Here is a 15085-nt window from a genome sequence, read left to right as displayed (position 1 = left end):
GCCCCGGCGGACCGATATCGGCCCGGCCCCGCTCGCCGCTCAGGCCAGTTGCAGCAGCTGGCCGGCCGGGGCCCTGGCGATGGCAACCGTGGCCGGGTGCGGCGTACCGGTGGCGATGCGCGTCAGCATGGCCTGGTCCAGGATGATGATGTTGCGGCGCACGGCCTTGATGCAGCCCTGGCCCTTGAAGTTGCAGATCAGGCGGCTGATGGTGGCGGCCGTCAGGCCCAGGAAGTCGCCGATCTCCTGGCGCGACATGGGCAGCTGGAACAGGTTGGGCGCGCTGCCGCGGGAGGCATAGCAGCGCGACATGCGCAGCAGGAAGTTGGCGAACTTCTGGTCCGCATGGCCGTTGCGCAGCAGCAGCGTGGTGTCCTGCTGGCGCGCCAGTTCCTTGCTCAGCAGGTTATGGAACAGCTGCGACAGCGGCTCCATGCGCTGGGCCGCGTCGGCCAGGCGGTGGTAGGAGAATTCGCACACTTCAGCGTTGGTCAGGGCGACGGCGCTGCCGCGGTGTACATGCAGGCCGATGGCGTCCAGGCCGAGGAATTCGCCGCTCATGTGGAAGCCCGTCACCCGCTGCTCGCCTTCCGGCGTCAGGTGGTAGGTCTTGAACTGGCCGCTTCGGATGGCGTACAGGTGGTCGCTCAGCGGCTCGTTCATCTGGTACAGGTGCTCGCCCCGTACCAGTTGCACGCGCCGTTCGACCAGCTGGTCGATGGCGGCGCAATAGCTGTCGTTCATGCCCGTCGGAAGGCAGTGGGCGCGCGCGGTGCACGTGCCGCAACTGGCGGGCTGGGCGAAGTGGCGCGACAAGGGAGTGCTGGTGGTCAATCGGTTCATGATAGCCTGCCTTTCCATGATTAAAGCTCCCCTCTGGGCAGGGGCAGGGTTTGCGGCATGGCCTCGAGCGTACCGGGCGCGCTGGCGCCGGCGTTGGCGGCCAGCTGCTTGAGTCCGATCGCATCGACCAGCGTGACGTCGCGTCCAGTGACGTTGATCAGGTTGTGGTCCTTGAACTGGAACATCAGCCGGCTCACGCTTTCCGGCGTCAGGCCCAGGAAGTCGGCGATGTCGCGGCGCGACATGGCCAGCCGGAAGCGGGCCGGCGAGAAACCGCGCACGCCGTAGCGCCACGACAGGTTCAGCAGGAAAGCGGCCAGGCGCTGTTCGGCCCGGGTATTGCGCAGCAGCAGGGCCACGTTCTGCTCATCCGTGATTTCCTTGCTGAGGATGCTGTGGAAGAAGGGCAGCAGCGGCTTCATGCTGCCGCACGAGATTTCGCACACTTCGCTGTCTTCCAGCGCGACGGCGGTGCAGTTATGCTGCTGCAGGCCGATCGCGTCCAGCGCCAGGAATTCTGCGCTCATCTGGAAGCCCGTGATGCGGGGCTGGCCGGCCGCGTCGGCCCGGTAGTTCTTGAAGCTGCCGTAGCGGATGGCGTAGAAGCGGTTGCCCACCAAGTCGCCCGCCTTGTACAGGTTGCTGTCGCGGGCCACCTTGATACGGCGGCCCACCAGTTTGTCCACGTTGCGATGGTCGGTGGCGCCGGCCGGCAGGCACAGCTGGCGGGCGCGGCACGACGAGCATTCAACGGGAGCGGAAAAACGGGCGGCATCACGGTTGCCATGGGCCGCAGAAAGATAGTTCAACAAGATCGCCTCGCGTCAAAGTGGCTGGGCCGGTGCGGCGCACAGCTGGGTTGTTAATGGCGCCGCGGGAATGGGCGGCGGGATGCGGCAAATCTGCCTGCCACAGCCGACATCATGGTCGGGCAAATTTGCGCTATCGACAGGTTTGTGGTCGGAGCGGAGCGCTGCGTCCTGCTTGGTTTGCAGCATCGATATCAATATAAGCGAAGCAATGTGCTAATTTGCTTGATCTGGATCAAACAAGTCGAACAAAACCGTGCTAGGCGACATGTCTTGCACGTCATCCTTGCCGTTGGGGAAAGTTTTGATCTAGGTCAAGGATTTTTCCCGTTGCGACGCCCATAGTCCACTCCATCAACGCCCGGCCCAGGCCGGCGGCAACGCCGACCCGCCCCAACCATGGAGAACCCGTATGTCCTTCCAACACGCAGTGGCATGGATAGACCATGCCGAAGCCCACCTGATCCATTTCAATCCCGAAACGTCGGCCACCGCCGTGATCCGTTCCCACGCCGGCACGCCGCACCTGCACACCAAGGCGGCCGGCGGCACGGGCCGCCAGGCCGAGAGCGCGCGATTCTTTGAAGCCGTGGCCGACGGCCTGAAGCCGGCCGCGGAAATCCTGCTGGTGGGCCCCGGCATGGAAAAGCTGGAACTGATGAAGTATCTGCTCAAGCACCATCCGGCCGTGGCCGAGCACGTGATGAGCGTGGAAACGGTGGACCATCCGACGGACGGCCAGCTGCTCAAACATGCGCGCAAGTATTTCCTGCGGGCCGACAACATGCTGTGATTTATCCGCGAGGCCGCTTCGGCGGTCGCGCCGGCTGACCCACGCGTCACGGGAGCAACACATGAACACCCATCCACTGAGCTCGCAGGATATCGACCAGGAAGAAGTGGAACCGCTGGTGTTCCAGGGCCTGAGCCGCTTCGAGCGCCAGACCCAGATCCGGCAGATTTCCTATTACCTGTCGGGCACCATCCAGCAAGCCTATTACTACACCGAGCTATTCCACACGCTGCGCACGGCCAGCGACGTGGATCTGATCTATTTGCACCTGAACACGTCGGGCGGCGACTTCGACACGGGCCTGCAGATCATCAACAACATGCAAGCCTCGAACGCCCACGTGATCACCGTGCTTGAAGCGCGCGCCTATTCGATGGGCGCCTTCATCTTCCTGGCCGGCGACGAACTGCTGGTGCACGACAACTGCCAGCTGCTGTTCCATATCTACTCCGGCGTCTTCACCGGCAAGGGCAACGAGCAGCAGGCCGAATCCCTGGCCTTGAGCAACTGGTTCGAGAAATTCATGACGCGCACCTGCCAGCCTTTCCTGTCGGCCACGGAGATCAAGAACATCCTCAAGGGTTCGGACCTGTGGATGGACTCGGACGAGATCCAGCGCCGGCTGGCCCGGCTGCAACGGGAACGTAACAAGCTCAACTTGCCGCGCAAGCTCAAGGCGGCGGCAGATGCGGCCAAAGGCTGAGCGGCTGACCTGTGTCAGATCAATCGGGCGCGCAAAATTGGCGGGCGCGCCATGCCGCTTCCATTAAGCTGAACGTGATGTAGGGGAAGCACGACACTATTTCATCGGCCTTTCCACCACATGAAGCAGCGGGAAAGACCGATAACGATGACCGGCGCTGGCGCCAATACTGAATTGCAGGACGGTAGGGTCCGCCATTCAACCAGCGAGGTCATCATGGAAACGCAACAACAATCATCGCCGGCCGCACGCGCGCCGGAGCAGGCCGGCGAAGCCGACTACTGGCCGGAAGCGGCCGCCCCCAGCGCCGAACGCGTGCGCGAAATGCTGGGTTGGCACTTGATCCCGGCCAATGCGGACGGGCGGGGCCGGGACTAGCAGAAGGGGCCCGCGATGGCTTGAGGTGCAGCAAGTTTATTCATGAGATGGGAGTATATGATGCAAGCGAACGTAGGGAGTATCGACCGGGTGATCCGCATTCTGGTGGGCCTGCTGTTGCTGGGCGGCGCGCTGACGGGCGTCATCGGCGCGTGGGGTTGGCTGGGCCTGGTGCCCTTGATGACGGGCCTGTTCCGTTTCTGCCCGGCTTATCTGCCGTTCCACTGGAATACGTGCGAGAAGAAATAAGCATCCCCGCCGGCAACGCCTAACAGGAGAAAGCATGGAAGAACCGATCTGGACGCCGGACATGGCGCTTGGTATCCCGCTGATGGACGACGCCCACCAGGCGCTGGCGCAGCAAATCACGGCCTTGCAGCTGGTGCCGGAAGACGGCGCCTTCGATAGCGGCCTGGCGCGGCTGACGGAAAGCCTGGAAGCGGATTTCCGGGCCGAAGAGCAGATCATGGAAGCGATCGCCTATCCCGCGATTCGCAGCCACCGCGAGCAGCACGCGCGCGTGCTGGCCACGCTGCACGGCCTGGCCGATGGCGACCACGCGGCACGGCGGCGCGCCGTCGAGCTGCTGCTGCCATGGTTCCATGTCCACCTGGAAACGGCCGACACGGCGCTGGCGGCGGCCCTGCAGGTGGCCGGCGTGCAGTTCGATACCGGTCCCGCGACGGCCAGCGCCATTGCCGGCGGCCAGGCCTGACCACAGCGGCGTCCACAAGGAAACCCCATGTTCAAGCACATCTTGCTGGCCACGGACGGTTCGCCAGCGTCACGGGTGATGGTGCAGAAATGCATGCGCTATGCATCGGAGTCGGGGGCCTGTGTGACGGGCATCCACGTGGTGCCCTTGTTCCATACGATAGGGCCGCAGACGGCGATGGTGATCGACAGCCGTACCGCGGAGCAGGAACATAACGCCGAACTGGCCCGGCGCTACCTGCACGAAGTGGTGGAAGCGGCGCGCGGCTACGGCGTCACCTGCGACACCTTGTACGTGGCCCATGAGCAGCCTTACCAGGCCATCATCGACCATGCCCAGCTGTATGGTTGCGACCTGATCTGCGTCGCCTCGCACGGACGCAAGGGTGCCCGCAGCTTCCTGCTGGGCGGCGAAACCCAGAAAATCCTCACCTTCAGCCCGGTCCCGGTGCTGGTCTACCGCTAATCGCCCGCCACGCCCGGCTCGTAAAACCCGGGACGTAACACGGCTTTCAGAAAAAGGGTTACGTCCCCATTTTCTTTAAAAAAGGGGTACGTCCCCATTTTTGCCATTTTCGAGCTTGCATGCACGGGGGCGAGAAATCCTTCCTCATGAGTCGTTACGTCTCGGGTTTTTACCGGCCTTGCCTGGCGACGGTGGCTGGGCCCGCGTTGCGGGCTCAGGCGATTTTGTGCAGGTGATGCGGCTGCTGTTCCAGTTCTTCCTGGCAGGACAGGCACATCTGGGCGCTGGGCTGGGCCCGCAGCCGGTCGAGCGCGATGGGCACGCCGCAGGCCGCGCAACTGCCATAGGTGTCGGCGACGATACGGCCGATGGCCAGGTCGATGGCGCGCAGTTCGGCTAGCTCATGGCTGAGCTGGGCCACGTCGCAGTCGGCCAGCTGGCTGGAGGTGGCGGCATCGTCCAGCGATGCGAAATAGTTGAACAGCGCCATTTCCACCTGGTTGTCGGACTGGTGCAGACGCTGGCGCAAGGCGTCGATCAGCTCCTGCCGGCGCTGGCGCAGGCGTTCGCCCAGATCGGCCAGGTCGGCGGCGGACAGCTGGCTCATGGCGCGCTCCCGGAGGCTGCGGTGGTGTATATGGATGGCATGGTGCTTCCTTCGATGTATGAGCGGCCTTACAATGGCGGTGATGCAGACGGGCACCGCCTCGCGGCGCCCGACCCTATGTCGCCAATTTAACTGTGAACATGCAATGCGTCACTGACGGTAGTTGATCTAGGTCAAAAGACCATGGAATCGAATGCGGAACGCGAGTGGCTGGCCGGTTTTAACTTCCGGTGGCAAAATTCGTGGCAGCCATGGTATTGTTGCAGGTTGAGATAGTATGTGCGGCAAGGCGGCCCCCGGCGGTCGCGCGCCGCAGCTAGCCACCAGGAAAAAGTCGTTGAAAAATCTCGTCATAGAAGGTCAAAGTCTGGAATGGCTGCTCGGCGCAGCCACCGACGCCATGCTGATCGTGGACCGCGAGGGCCGCATCGTGCTCGCCAACCCGGCCCTGGAGCGCCTGTTCGGGCACAGTCGCGACGCGCTGCTGGGCCAGACGCTGGAAATGCTGGTGCCGGCCCGCTACCGGGCCCACCACGGCGCCTTGCGCACGGACTTCTTCGACCAGCCCCGGCCGCGCGCCATGGGTGCCGGCTCGGAACTGCTGGGCCTGCACGCGGACGGCCATGAATTCCCCGTCGAAGTGAGCCTGTCGCCGCTGCGTACGGCCCAGGACTTGCCGCTGGTGCTGGCCACCATCCACGACATCAGCAGCCGCCGCGCGGCCGAAGTGGCCTTGCAGGAGAGCGAGGCGCGCATGCGCGCCATCTTCGAGACGGCCGTCGACGCCATCATCACCATCGACGAGCGGGGCCGGCTGGAGCGGCTCAATCCGGCCGCCCAGCGCCTGTTCGGCTACACGGAAGCGGAGGTCGCGGGCAAGAACGTCTCCATCCTGATGCCCGAGCCGCACCGTAGCCAGCACGACCACTACCTGGCCAACTACGTGACCACGGGCGAGAAGAAGATCATCGGCAAGGGCCGCGAAGTGGAGGGCATGCGCAAGGATGGCTCGCTGTTCCCCATGGACCTGGCGGTGGCCGAGATGCGCCTGGGCGATCGCCGCATGTTTACCGGCATGGTGCGCGACATCAGCGACCGCAAGCACAACGAGGAAAAGAACCGCCTGCTGTTGCAGGAACTGAGCAGCGCCAACGAGGAGCTGACCAACTTTGCCTACGTCGTCTCGCACGACTTGAAGGCGCCCCTGCGCGGCATCGGCTCGCTGGCCGACTGGCTGGCCACGGACTATGCCGACCAGTTCAACGACGAGGGGCGCGAACACATGCGCCTGCTGATTAACCGGGTACACCGGATGAGCGGCCTGATCGACGGCATCCTCCAGTATTCGCGCGTGGGCCGGGTCAAGGAGGCGCTGCTGCCGGTGGACTTGAACCGGCTGCTGGCCGACGTGGTGGACCTGCTGGCGCCGCCGCCCCACATCCGGGTCACCATCGCGCCCGGCCTGCCCACCATTACCACCGAGTCGACCCGCATCCAGCAGGTGTTCCACAACCTGATCTCGAACGCCATCAATTACATGAACAAGGAGCAGGGCGAGGTGGAAGTGGGCGTGGCCGACGCCGGCCGCCACTGGCGCTTCTACGTGCGCGACAACGGCCCCGGCATCGAGGAGCGCCATTTCGAGCGCATCTTCCAGCTGTTCCAGACGCTGGCCTCGCGCGACCGGATCGAGAGCACGGGCGTGGGCCTGGCGCTGGTGAAGAAGATCGTCGAGATGTACCACGGCCAGATCTGGCTGGAGTCGGCCATGGGCGCCGGCACCACGTTCTGGTTCACGCTGCCCAAGGCGGGCGAGCGCATCCCATTTGAAAAGAGGAGCAGTACATGAAAATAAATAACAAGCCCATCCTGCTGGTGGAGGACGACCAGGTCGACGTGATGACGATCCTGCGCGCCCTGAAGGAAATCCACGTCGTCAATCCCGTGGTCAGCATGGAGAACGGCGAAGCGGCGCTCGACTACCTGCGCAATCCGGGCAACGAGCGGCCCTGCATCATCCTGCTGGACTTGAACATGCCCATCATGAACGGCATCGAGTTCCTGCAGATGATCAAGCACGACGCCGAACTCAAGCGCATCCCCGTGATCGTCCTCACCACGTCCGAGGAGCAGCAGGACAAGGTGCACAGCTTCGACCTGGGCGTGGCCGGCTACATGGCCAAGCCGGTCGACTACCGCCGCTTCGTGGAGATGATGCGCTCGATCGACCTGTACTGGACCATCAGTGAAATGCCCTGAGGAGGCGAACCGGCCATGAGCGAACCACGGATACGGGTGCTGATCGTCGAGGACGACGTGGTCGACCGCATGGCCTGCCGGCGCGCCTTCGCGGCCGACGCCGACAGCAATTTCGAGCTGATCGAGGCGGACAGCGGCCAGCAGGGCCTGCTGCAGGCGCGCACCGCGGCGCCCGACTGCATCCTGCTCGACTACCACCTGCCCGACGTGACGGGACTGGAATTCCTGGCCCGGCTCAGCGTGGACGGGGGCGGCAGCGCCATTCCCGTCATGATGTTGACGGGGGCCGACAGCGCCACCGTGGCGGCCGAAGCCATGCGCCGCGGCGCGCGCGACTACCTGGTCAAGGATGTGGACGGGCGCTACCTGGAGATGCTGCCCACGGCCATCCACCGCATGCTGCGCGAGCAGCGCCTGCTGGTCGACAAGCGCCAGGTGGAAGCGAAATTCCGCACCCTGGTCGAACAGATCCAGGCCATCACCTACATCGCCGCGCTCGATGCGCCGCAGACGCTGCTCTACATCAGCCCCCAGATCCAGACCCTGGGCTACAGCCCGGCCGAATGGCTGGCCGATCCCTATCTGCACGGCGCGCGCATGCATCCGGGCGAGCGCGAATGGGTGCAGGCGGCCATCCGCGAAAGCCGCATGGCCGGCGCCGCCCTGCGGCTGGAATACCGGCTCACGGCCCGTAACGGCGACGTGCTGTGGTTCCGCGACCAGGCCGAAGTGGTGCGCGACGAAGCGGGCGAACCCCTGTTCATGCAGGGCATCCTGGTCGACATCACCCGCAACAAGCTGGCCGAACAGGCGCTGCAGCAGTCGCAGGACGAATTGCGCCGGCTGGCGGCGCACCAGGAAAACATCAAGGAACACGAGCGCAAGCGCATCGCCCAGGAAATCCACGACGAACTGGGCGGCCTGCTGACGGGCATCAAGGCTTATATTTCCGTGGCCATTGAACGCACGGCGGCGGCCGGCAGCCCGGCCGAACCGCTGCTGACGGACGCGGCCGCGCTGGCCCAGGATGCGATCCAGACCGTGCGCCGCGTCATCACGGACCTGCGTCCCAGCGTGCTGGACCAGCTGGGCGTGTGGGCCGCGCTGGAATGGTATGCGGGCCAGATCGAGCAGCGCTCGGGGCTGCACTGCATCACCCACGTGACGCCGGCCGCGGCCGCGCTGGAACTGGGGCCGGAACGCAGCACCATGCTGTTCCGTATCGTGCAGGAGGCGCTGACCAACGTGGTGCGCCACGCCGAAGCGAGCACCGTGCAGCTCGATGTCGACTTGCAGGATAATATCCTGGAGTTGCGCATCGTGGACGACGGCAAAGGCATCGACACGGAACGCCTGCTGAACCGCGAGTCCTGGGGCATCCTGGGCATGCACGAGCGCAGCCGGCATTTTGCCGGCGAACTGAAAATTACCGGCAAGCCAGGGCAGGGCACGACCTTGCTGCTGCGTTTGCCCTTGGAGGGCAGGAATGAGCAGTAAGCAGATCCGGGTGTTGCTGGTGGACGATCACGCGATCGCCCGCAACGGCGTACGCCTGATGCTGGGCACGGCCGACGACATTTGCGTGACGGGCGAGGCGGGCAACGCCCAGGAAGCGTTGCTGCTGGTGCAACAGCAGGAATTCGACGTGGCCCTGTGCGACATCACCATGCCGGGCAAGAACGGGCTGGACTTGCTCAAGCAGTTGCGGGCCGACAAGCCCAAGCTGGCCGTGCTGATGCTGAGCACGTATTCGGAGGAAATCTACGCCGTGCGCGCCCTCAAGCTGGGCGCTTCAGGCTACCTGACCAAGGATGCGCCCACCACGGTACTGGTGACGGCCGTGCGCAAGGCGGCCGCCGGTGGCAAGCATGTCAGCCCGGCGCTGCTGGAAAAGCTGGCTAGCCTGATCGGCGGGGGCGGCGGCATGGCCAACCACGAATCGCTGTCGAACCGCGAGCTGGAAGTGTTCAAGCTGATCGCGGCCGGCGAATCGCTGGTGCGCATCGGCGAATTGCTGCACCTGAGCCCCAACACGGTGACCACCTACCGCACCCGCATCCTCGACAAAATGGGCTGCACCAGCAACGCCGAGCTGACCCGCTACGCGCTGGAAAACGGCATGATCTGAGGCGGTGGGCCGCGCGCGGCCCGCTGTCACGGAACCCCTACACGATTTCATCCGTAAATCCCCTACACGAAGCGATGGCCTTGCCCGATAACGGCCGGGCGGACTATCGTCGATACTTGTCGTATGAACAAATCACGGCGCACTCGCCTCAGGGCGAGCGACCGAACTACGAACAGGGAGCTTTACCATGACATCCACCATTTTCTCGATCGCCCCTTCAACCGCTCAGACCGCGCCTGCCCAGAACAAGTGCGCCGTCTGCAGTTTCAAGAAGCTGTGCCTGCCGGTCGGCCTGGATGAGAACGAAGTTTCCCGGCTGGACAAGATCATCGGCCGCCGCCGCCGCGTGGCCCGCGACGAATACCTGTACCGCATGGACCAGCCCTTCAACAGCCTGTACGCGGTGCGCTTCGGCCACTTCAAGACGGCCCAGATCAACCTGCGCGGCGAGCAGCAGATCACGGGCTTCCAGATGGCCGGCGACCTGCTGGGCATGGACGCCATCGGCGCCGGCCGCCACGCCTGCAACGCCGTGGCGCTGGAAGATGCGGAAGTGTGCGAGATCCCGTTCGCCCGGCTGCAGGAACTGTTCGGCGAGGTGCCCCAGCTGCTGCAGCACTTTCACCGCATCATGAGCCAGGAAATCATGCGCGAGCAAAATGTGATGCTATTCCTGGGCAATATGCGGGCCGAGCAGCGCTTCGCCGTGTTCCTGCTCAACCTGTCGGCCCGCTACCAGGCCCGCGGCTATTCGGCGGCCAGCTTCCAGCTGCGCATGTCGCGCGAGGACATGGGCGGCTACCTGGGCCTGACGATAGAGAGCGTGAGCCGGCTGCTGTCGCGCTTCCGCAAGCAGGAATGGATCAGTATTGAAAACCGCGACCTGTGTATCCTCGACCGTGGCGCGTTGGAGGCGCTGTCCACGGGCGCGGCGCTGGAAGTGGCGGAGCAGAAAGCGGCCCGCGCGGAAGAAGCCATGCGCGGCAAGTCCCGCATGACCTTGTGCGCCGCCTGAAACGGTACGGTGTTATCGTATTGTTCCAGTTCTTGATGTAAGTCACACCCCCCGGCTGACACGTACGGCGCGGCCAATTACAGTGGGGTGACAGGGACGCGGTTGCCGGCGCGTCCCGGCATTTCGATCCGGCATGTATTTGCATAGGAGTTGAACATGGCTAACCAACTGAGACACTTCGACCCGTTCGGCGACCTGGCCCGCATGGAACCGCTGCGCAGTGTCGAAGACTTCTTCCGCGACTTCGGCCTCAAGCACGCGATGCGCGACCTGCAGAAGGATGCGTTGATCAGGCTGGACGTGACGGAAAGCGACCAGGCCTACAACGTCAAGGCGGAAATCCCGGGGATGAAGAAGGAAGACATCAAGGTCGACGTGGAAGGCAACCACGTCTCGATCTCGGCCGAAACCAAGCGCGAGACGGAAGAGAAGCAGGGCGAGACGGTGGTGCGCAGCGAGCGCTACTACGGCCAGCAGTATCGCAGTTTCTCGCTGGAACATGATATCGACGACAGCCAGGTGGTCGCCAAATATCAGGACGGCGTGCTGGAGCTGACGTTGCCCAAACGCGCCAACAACAGCGCCAAGAAAATCGTCATTAACTGACGCCATCGCCGGTGCCGTCCCCCGGCCGCGACGCGCATGGCGCGCCGCCCGGCGCGGGGGCCGACACCGGTCACCACCGGCGCCCGGCGCCGCTACCCTAACCGAGACTACATCATGTTCAAGCATATCCTGTTGCCGACCGACGGTTCCTCCATCGCCTCCGGCATGATCAAAAAGACCCTGGCCTTTGCCAAGGAATCGGGCGCCAAGGTCACCGGCATCCATGTGATGGCCGACTACCAGATCTTCACCTACCAGCCGGAAATGCTGGCCGACACCCGCGAACAGTTTGCGCGCGACAGCGCCGCCCATGCGCGCGTGTTCCTGGCCGAGATCGAGGCGGCCGCCAAGGAACTGGGGGTGAGCTGCGACACCATGCTGGTCACGGACGAACAGCCTTACGAGGCCATCTGCAGGGCGGCCACGGATGCCGGCTGCGATTTGATCTGCATGTCGTCCCACGGCCGGCGCGGCGTCAAGGGCCTGCTGCTGGGCAGCGAGACGCAGAAAGTGCTGACCCACGCCCAGGTGCCGGTGCTGGTGTTCCGCTGACGTCATGGACGCGCTGGTGAGGGTGCCGGAGAGCATGCTGGCCATGCTACTGGACCAGCCCGGCGCACCGCTGCGGGCGGCCCAGGTGCCCGTGCCGCAGCCTGGCCCGCGGCAGGTGCTGCTGCGGGTGAGCGCCTGCGGCGTGTGCCGCACCGACTTGCACATACTCGACGGCGAACTGGCGCCGCACCGCAGTCCCCTGATACCGGGCCATGAAGTGGTGGGGCGCGTAGTGCGACGCGGTGCGGAGGTGGACGGCTACGCCATCGGCGAGCGGGTGGGCGTGGCCTGGCTGGGCGCCAGCTGCGGCGCTTGTCCCTACTGCGACCATCAGACGGAGAACCTGTGCGCGCAAGCGCGCTTCACCGGCTACGATGTCGACGGCGGCTATGCCGAATACATGGTGGCCGACGCCCGCTACATCTTCCGCCTGCCGGCCCGCTACGACGACGTGGAAGTGGCACCCTTGCTGTGCGCCGGCCTGATCGGCCACCGTGCCTACGTGCTGGCCGGCGACGCGGCCCAGCGCATCGGCCTGTACGGCTTTGGCGCCGCCGCCCATCTGCTGGCCCAGCTGGCCAGCCAGCAGGGCCGTGAAGTGTATGCCTTTACCCGTCCCGGCGACGAACGCAGCCAGCGCTTCGCGCGCGAGCTGGGCGCCGTCTGGGCCGGTCCGTCGGACCAGCTGCCACCGGCCGAACTGGATGCCGCGCTGCTGTTTGCGCCGGACGGCGCCCTGGTGCCGCAATCGCTGCGGGCCGTGCGCCGGGGCGGGCGCGTGGTGTGCGCCGGCATCCATATGAGTGACATCCCATCGTTTCCCTACAGCTTGCTGTGGGGCGAGCGTTCCATCTGCTCCGTGGCCAACCTGACGCGGGCCGACGGCGAGCAGTTCTTCCAGCTGGCGCAGCGCTATCCGCTGCACGCCTGCACCACGCGGTTCGCCTTGCGTGACGCCAATGCGGCGCTGGCGGCGCTGCGGGCGGGCAGTTTTGACGGCGCCGCCGTGCTCGCGCCATGAACCCGCGCATCCAGGAATTGCTGGACCGGATACGCCAGATCGAGGAAGAACTGGAGCTGGAAATGCAGCGCCGCCGCCAGGAGCTGCACGCCGATTTCACCCACCGGCGCGTGATGTTTACGCGCGACATCGTGGAGCAGCAGCGCCGCTTCAAGACGGGCCTGCTGACCTATGTGCTGCACGCGCAATGGCGCCACATGCTGTCAGCCCCCTTCATTTACGCCGTGATCGTGCCGCTGCTGCTGCTCGACCTGTTCGTGTCGCTCTACCAGCTGGTCTGCTTTCCCCTGTACCGCATCGCACGGGTGCGGCGGCGCGACTACTTCCTGTACGACCGCTCGCACCTGGCCTACCTGAACGCGCTGGAGCGCTTCAATTGCCGCTACTGCGCCTACGCCACCGGCCTGATCGGCTATTGCCGCGAGGTGATAGGGCGCACCGAGCAGTATTGGTGCCCCATCAAGCATGCGCGGCGGGTATTGCAGGCGCACGAGCATTATCATGGTTTCGTCGACTTCGGCAACGCCGCCGCCTTCCGCAAGGAGCTGGCCAGCTTGCGGGCGGAACTGACGCGGCTTGAGAACGAGGATTCGCCATGATGCACTTAGTTATGACCGTGGCGCGGTTGCGGGCCACGTTGCCGGCGGCGGCGCTGGCCGCACTGGCCGGCTGCACGGCCTTCCGCCAGGTGCCGCCACCGCCGGCGCCGCCGCCATTCGTGGCGCCGGCCGCCTGGTCCGGGGCGCCGGGCACGCAGCCTGGCCATCCCAGCCTGGCCGACTGGTGGCGGCGCTTCCATGATCCCGTGCTGGACCGTTTGATCGCTGACGCACTGCAGGCCAACACCACGGTCGCCGTGGCGCGCGCGTCGCTGCTGCAGGCCCGCGCCACGCGCGATATCGCGGCGGCAGGGCTGGGCACCACCGTCTCGGTGTCCGCTTCGGCCCAGCGCAGCAAGACGGGTAGCGCCAATATCTCCGACAGCTATGCGGCCGGCTTCGATGCCAGCTGGGAGCCGGACGTGTTCGGCCGCAACGGCTACGCGCTGGCGGCCGGCGTGGCCACGGTCCGTGCCAGCGAGGTCAGCCTGGCCGACGTCCAAGTGACGGTGGCGGCCGAAGTGGCCCGCAACTACATCGAACTGCGCGGCGCCCAGGCCAGGCTGGCGATCGCCCGCGACAACGTGGCCAGCCAGGAATCGACCATGCAGATCACGGACTGGCGCGTGCAGGCCGGCCTGCTCACGTCGCTGGAACAGCAGCAGGCGCTGTCGGCCACGGAACTGGCCAAGGCGCAGCTGCCCGTGCTCGAAACCAGCGTGGCCCAGCTGACGCACAGCCTGGCCGTGCTGTGCGGTGAGGCGCCCGCCACGCTCGACACCTTGCTGGCGGCGTTCGCGCCCATTCCGGACGGCGGCGCCGACCTGGCCCTGAGCCTGCCGGCCGACACCTTGCGCCAGCGGCCCGACGTGCGGGCCGCCGAATTCCAGGTGCAGGCCGCCGTGGCGCGGGTGGGGCAGGCCGACGCGGCCCGCTATCCATCGTTCCGGCTGGAAGGCTCGATCGGCTTGCACGGCCTGGGCGTGGGCGGCACCGGCTCGACCATCTTACGGGCCTTGCTGGGCACGGTGTCGGGCAATGCCTTCGACGGCGGCGCCAGCGTGGCGCAGCTCAAGTTGCAGCAAGGCGCGCAGGCCCAGGCCCACGCCGCCTACCGGGCCACGGTGTTGGCGGCGCTGCAGGACGTGGAGGATGTCCTGAGCGCGCTGGCCGGCGACCGCCGCCGGCTCGAGCATTTACATCGGGCCGCCGGCGCGGCCAACAATGCGGCGCTGCTGGCGCGCCAGCGCTATGCCAGCGGCCTGGTCGATTTCCAGACGGTGCTGGAAACCCAGCGCACCCTGTATGCGGCGCAGGACAGCGTGGCCGCAACCAGTGTCAGCCTGAGCGGCGATCTGGTGCGTCTCTACAAGGCGCTGGGCGGCGGCTGGCAGCCGGATGGCGGCGCCGTACCGGCCGTCGCCCCCGCGCGCGCAGCCGCTGCCGGTGCGCCATCTGCTGTACCCACTTCCGTACCCGCGTCCGTACCCACATCCGTACCCACATCCGGGCCCGCTGCCGCACCCCCATCCGGCGCCGCCTCCCGGCCACAACCTCCCAATGGACCTAACGCGTCATGAACCTGGCCGAAC

General features: G+C 65.6%; 19 protein-coding genes. 16 read left to right on the top strand and 3 right to left on the bottom strand.

The window, feature by feature from the left end; translation table 11 throughout:
• Nucleotides 1–39: 39 nt before the first annotated feature.
• Both AC3WOS_RS02545 and AC3WOS_RS02540 read right to left on the bottom strand, forming a co-directional pair.
• Complete coding sequence (locus AC3WOS_RS02545; RefSeq protein WP_492714250.1) at nt 40–843, bottom strand: helix-turn-helix domain-containing protein; 804 nt, start codon at nt 841–843, stop codon at nt 40–42.
• Between the two features lie 20 nt (nt 844–863).
• Nucleotides 864–1652, bottom strand: coding sequence for a helix-turn-helix domain-containing protein (locus AC3WOS_RS02540; protein ID WP_492714249.1), 789 nt, complete (start codon nt 1650–1652; stop codon nt 864–866).
• A gap of 412 nt (nt 1653–2064) precedes the next feature.
• Here AC3WOS_RS02540 and AC3WOS_RS02535 point away from each other — a divergent pair, with 412 nt between their 5' ends.
• The 6 genes from AC3WOS_RS02535 to AC3WOS_RS02510 all read left to right on the top strand — a co-directional run bounded on the left by AC3WOS_RS02535 (nt 2065) and on the right by AC3WOS_RS02510 (nt 4706).
• A complete protein-coding gene (locus AC3WOS_RS02535; RefSeq protein ID WP_492714248.1) occupies nt 2065–2445 on the top strand; it encodes a translational machinery protein in 381 nt (126 codons plus the stop codon).
• Between the two features lie 61 nt (nt 2446–2506).
• Nucleotides 2507–3148, top strand: a complete 642-nt coding sequence (locus AC3WOS_RS02530) for a Clp protease ClpP (protein ID WP_492714247.1) — start codon at nt 2507–2509, stop codon at nt 3146–3148.
• A 216-nt stretch (nt 3149–3364) separates the two neighbouring features.
• A complete protein-coding gene (locus AC3WOS_RS02525; RefSeq protein ID WP_492714246.1) occupies nt 3365–3526 on the top strand; it encodes a hypothetical protein in 162 nt (53 codons plus the stop codon).
• Between the two features lie 60 nt (nt 3527–3586).
• Complete coding sequence (locus AC3WOS_RS02520) at nt 3587–3775, top strand: YgaP family membrane protein (protein ID WP_492714245.1); 189 nt, start codon at nt 3587–3589, stop codon at nt 3773–3775.
• A gap of 34 nt (nt 3776–3809) precedes the next feature.
• Nucleotides 3810–4241 carry a bacteriohemerythrin gene (locus AC3WOS_RS02515; RefSeq protein ID WP_492714244.1) on the top strand — a complete coding sequence of 144 codons (432 nt, stop codon included), beginning with the start codon at nt 3810–3812 and terminating at the stop codon, nt 4239–4241.
• A gap of 27 nt (nt 4242–4268) precedes the next feature.
• Entirely contained in the window at nt 4269–4706 is a 438-nt protein-coding gene (locus AC3WOS_RS02510; protein WP_492714243.1) for a universal stress protein, read from the top strand.
• A 214-nt stretch (nt 4707–4920) separates the two neighbouring features.
• Here AC3WOS_RS02510 and AC3WOS_RS02505 read toward each other — a convergent pair whose 3' ends face one another.
• The gene (locus tag AC3WOS_RS02505) at nt 4921–5313 is read right to left on the bottom strand and encodes a TraR/DksA family transcriptional regulator (RefSeq protein ID WP_492714242.1); all 393 of its coding nucleotides are present in this window, start codon (nt 5311–5313) and stop codon (nt 4921–4923) included.
• A 337-nt stretch (nt 5314–5650) separates the two neighbouring features.
• Between AC3WOS_RS02505 and AC3WOS_RS02500 the strand changes: the two genes are divergently transcribed.
• The 10 genes from AC3WOS_RS02500 (at nt 5651) to AC3WOS_RS02455 (ending at nt 15073) form a co-directional block, all read left to right on the top strand.
• A complete protein-coding gene (locus tag AC3WOS_RS02500; RefSeq protein WP_492714241.1) occupies nt 5651–7162 on the top strand; it encodes a sensor histidine kinase in 1512 nt (503 codons plus the stop codon).
• Nucleotides 7159–7572, top strand: a complete 414-nt coding sequence (locus AC3WOS_RS02495) for a response regulator (RefSeq protein ID WP_492714240.1) — start codon at nt 7159–7161, stop codon at nt 7570–7572. The genes AC3WOS_RS02500 and AC3WOS_RS02495 overlap by 4 nt, the downstream gene beginning before the upstream one ends.
• Before the next feature lie 15 nt (nt 7573–7587).
• A complete protein-coding gene (locus AC3WOS_RS02490; protein ID WP_492714239.1) occupies nt 7588–9069 on the top strand; it encodes a hybrid sensor histidine kinase/response regulator in 1482 nt (493 codons plus the stop codon).
• A complete protein-coding gene (locus AC3WOS_RS02485) occupies nt 9059–9700 on the top strand; it encodes a response regulator transcription factor (RefSeq protein WP_492714238.1) in 642 nt (213 codons plus the stop codon). Before AC3WOS_RS02490 ends, AC3WOS_RS02485 begins: the two co-directional genes overlap by 11 nt.
• Before the next feature lie 208 nt (nt 9701–9908).
• Nucleotides 9909–10715 (top strand): fumarate/nitrate reduction transcriptional regulator Fnr, encoded by an 807-nt coding sequence (fnr, locus tag AC3WOS_RS02480; RefSeq protein ID WP_492714257.1) that lies wholly within the window; start codon nt 9909–9911, stop codon nt 10713–10715.
• Between the two features lie 156 nt (nt 10716–10871).
• Complete coding sequence (locus AC3WOS_RS02475; RefSeq protein WP_492714237.1) at nt 10872–11321, top strand: Hsp20/alpha crystallin family protein; 450 nt, start codon at nt 10872–10874, stop codon at nt 11319–11321.
• Between the two features lie 114 nt (nt 11322–11435).
• Nucleotides 11436–11873, top strand: coding sequence for a universal stress protein (locus AC3WOS_RS02470; RefSeq protein WP_492714236.1), 438 nt, complete (start codon nt 11436–11438; stop codon nt 11871–11873).
• A 34-nt stretch (nt 11874–11907) separates the two neighbouring features.
• Entirely contained in the window at nt 11908–12894 is a 987-nt protein-coding gene (locus tag AC3WOS_RS02465; protein ID WP_492714256.1) for a zinc-dependent alcohol dehydrogenase family protein, read from the top strand.
• Nucleotides 12891–13493 carry a hypothetical protein gene (locus AC3WOS_RS02460; RefSeq protein WP_492714235.1) on the top strand — a complete coding sequence of 201 codons (603 nt, stop codon included), beginning with the start codon at nt 12891–12893 and terminating at the stop codon, nt 13491–13493. The genes AC3WOS_RS02465 and AC3WOS_RS02460 overlap by 4 nt, the downstream gene beginning before the upstream one ends.
• Nucleotides 13490–15073 (top strand): efflux transporter outer membrane subunit, encoded by a 1584-nt coding sequence (locus AC3WOS_RS02455; RefSeq protein WP_492714234.1) that lies wholly within the window; start codon nt 13490–13492, stop codon nt 15071–15073. Before AC3WOS_RS02460 ends, AC3WOS_RS02455 begins: the two co-directional genes overlap by 4 nt.
• Nucleotides 15074–15085: the final 12 nt, after the last annotated feature.

This window comes from Rugamonas sp. FW305-51 (assembly GCF_058786935.1).
The sequence above is the reverse complement of the archived record's forward strand: the minus strand, read 5'-3'. Positions and strand labels throughout refer to the sequence as shown.

What these genes read in the sequence shown, in the direction of transcription:
- AC3WOS_RS02545 (WP_492714250.1), bottom strand. Translation starts at nt 843, where the DNA reads ATGAACCGATTGACCACCAGCACTCCCTTGTCGCGCCACTTCGCCCAG.
- AC3WOS_RS02535 (WP_492714248.1), top strand. Translation starts at nt 2,065, where the DNA reads ATGTCCTTCCAACACGCAGTGGCATGGATAGACCATGCCGAAGCCCAC.
- AC3WOS_RS02530 (WP_492714247.1), top strand. Translation starts at nt 2,507, where the DNA reads ATGAACACCCATCCACTGAGCTCGCAGGATATCGACCAGGAAGAAGTG.
- AC3WOS_RS02525 (WP_492714246.1), top strand. Translation starts at nt 3,365, where the DNA reads ATGGAAACGCAACAACAATCATCGCCGGCCGCACGCGCGCCGGAGCAG.
- AC3WOS_RS02520 (WP_492714245.1), top strand. Translation starts at nt 3,587, where the DNA reads ATGCAAGCGAACGTAGGGAGTATCGACCGGGTGATCCGCATTCTGGTG.
- AC3WOS_RS02515 (WP_492714244.1), top strand. Translation starts at nt 3,810, where the DNA reads ATGGAAGAACCGATCTGGACGCCGGACATGGCGCTTGGTATCCCGCTG.
- AC3WOS_RS02510 (WP_492714243.1), top strand. Translation starts at nt 4,269, where the DNA reads ATGTTCAAGCACATCTTGCTGGCCACGGACGGTTCGCCAGCGTCACGG.
- AC3WOS_RS02505 (WP_492714242.1), bottom strand. Translation starts at nt 5,313, where the DNA reads ATGAGCCAGCTGTCCGCCGCCGACCTGGCCGATCTGGGCGAACGCCTG.
- AC3WOS_RS02495 (WP_492714240.1), top strand. Translation starts at nt 7,159, where the DNA reads ATGAAAATAAATAACAAGCCCATCCTGCTGGTGGAGGACGACCAGGTC.
- AC3WOS_RS02490 (WP_492714239.1), top strand. Translation starts at nt 7,588, where the DNA reads ATGAGCGAACCACGGATACGGGTGCTGATCGTCGAGGACGACGTGGTC.
- AC3WOS_RS02485 (WP_492714238.1), top strand. Translation starts at nt 9,059, where the DNA reads ATGAGCAGTAAGCAGATCCGGGTGTTGCTGGTGGACGATCACGCGATC.
- AC3WOS_RS02475 (WP_492714237.1), top strand. Translation starts at nt 10,872, where the DNA reads ATGGCTAACCAACTGAGACACTTCGACCCGTTCGGCGACCTGGCCCGC.
- AC3WOS_RS02470 (WP_492714236.1), top strand. Translation starts at nt 11,436, where the DNA reads ATGTTCAAGCATATCCTGTTGCCGACCGACGGTTCCTCCATCGCCTCC.
- AC3WOS_RS02465 (WP_492714256.1), top strand. Translation starts at nt 11,908, where the DNA reads ATGCTGGCCATGCTACTGGACCAGCCCGGCGCACCGCTGCGGGCGGCC.
- AC3WOS_RS02460 (WP_492714235.1), top strand. Translation starts at nt 12,891, where the DNA reads ATGAACCCGCGCATCCAGGAATTGCTGGACCGGATACGCCAGATCGAG.
- AC3WOS_RS02455 (WP_492714234.1), top strand. Translation starts at nt 13,490, where the DNA reads ATGATGCACTTAGTTATGACCGTGGCGCGGTTGCGGGCCACGTTGCCG.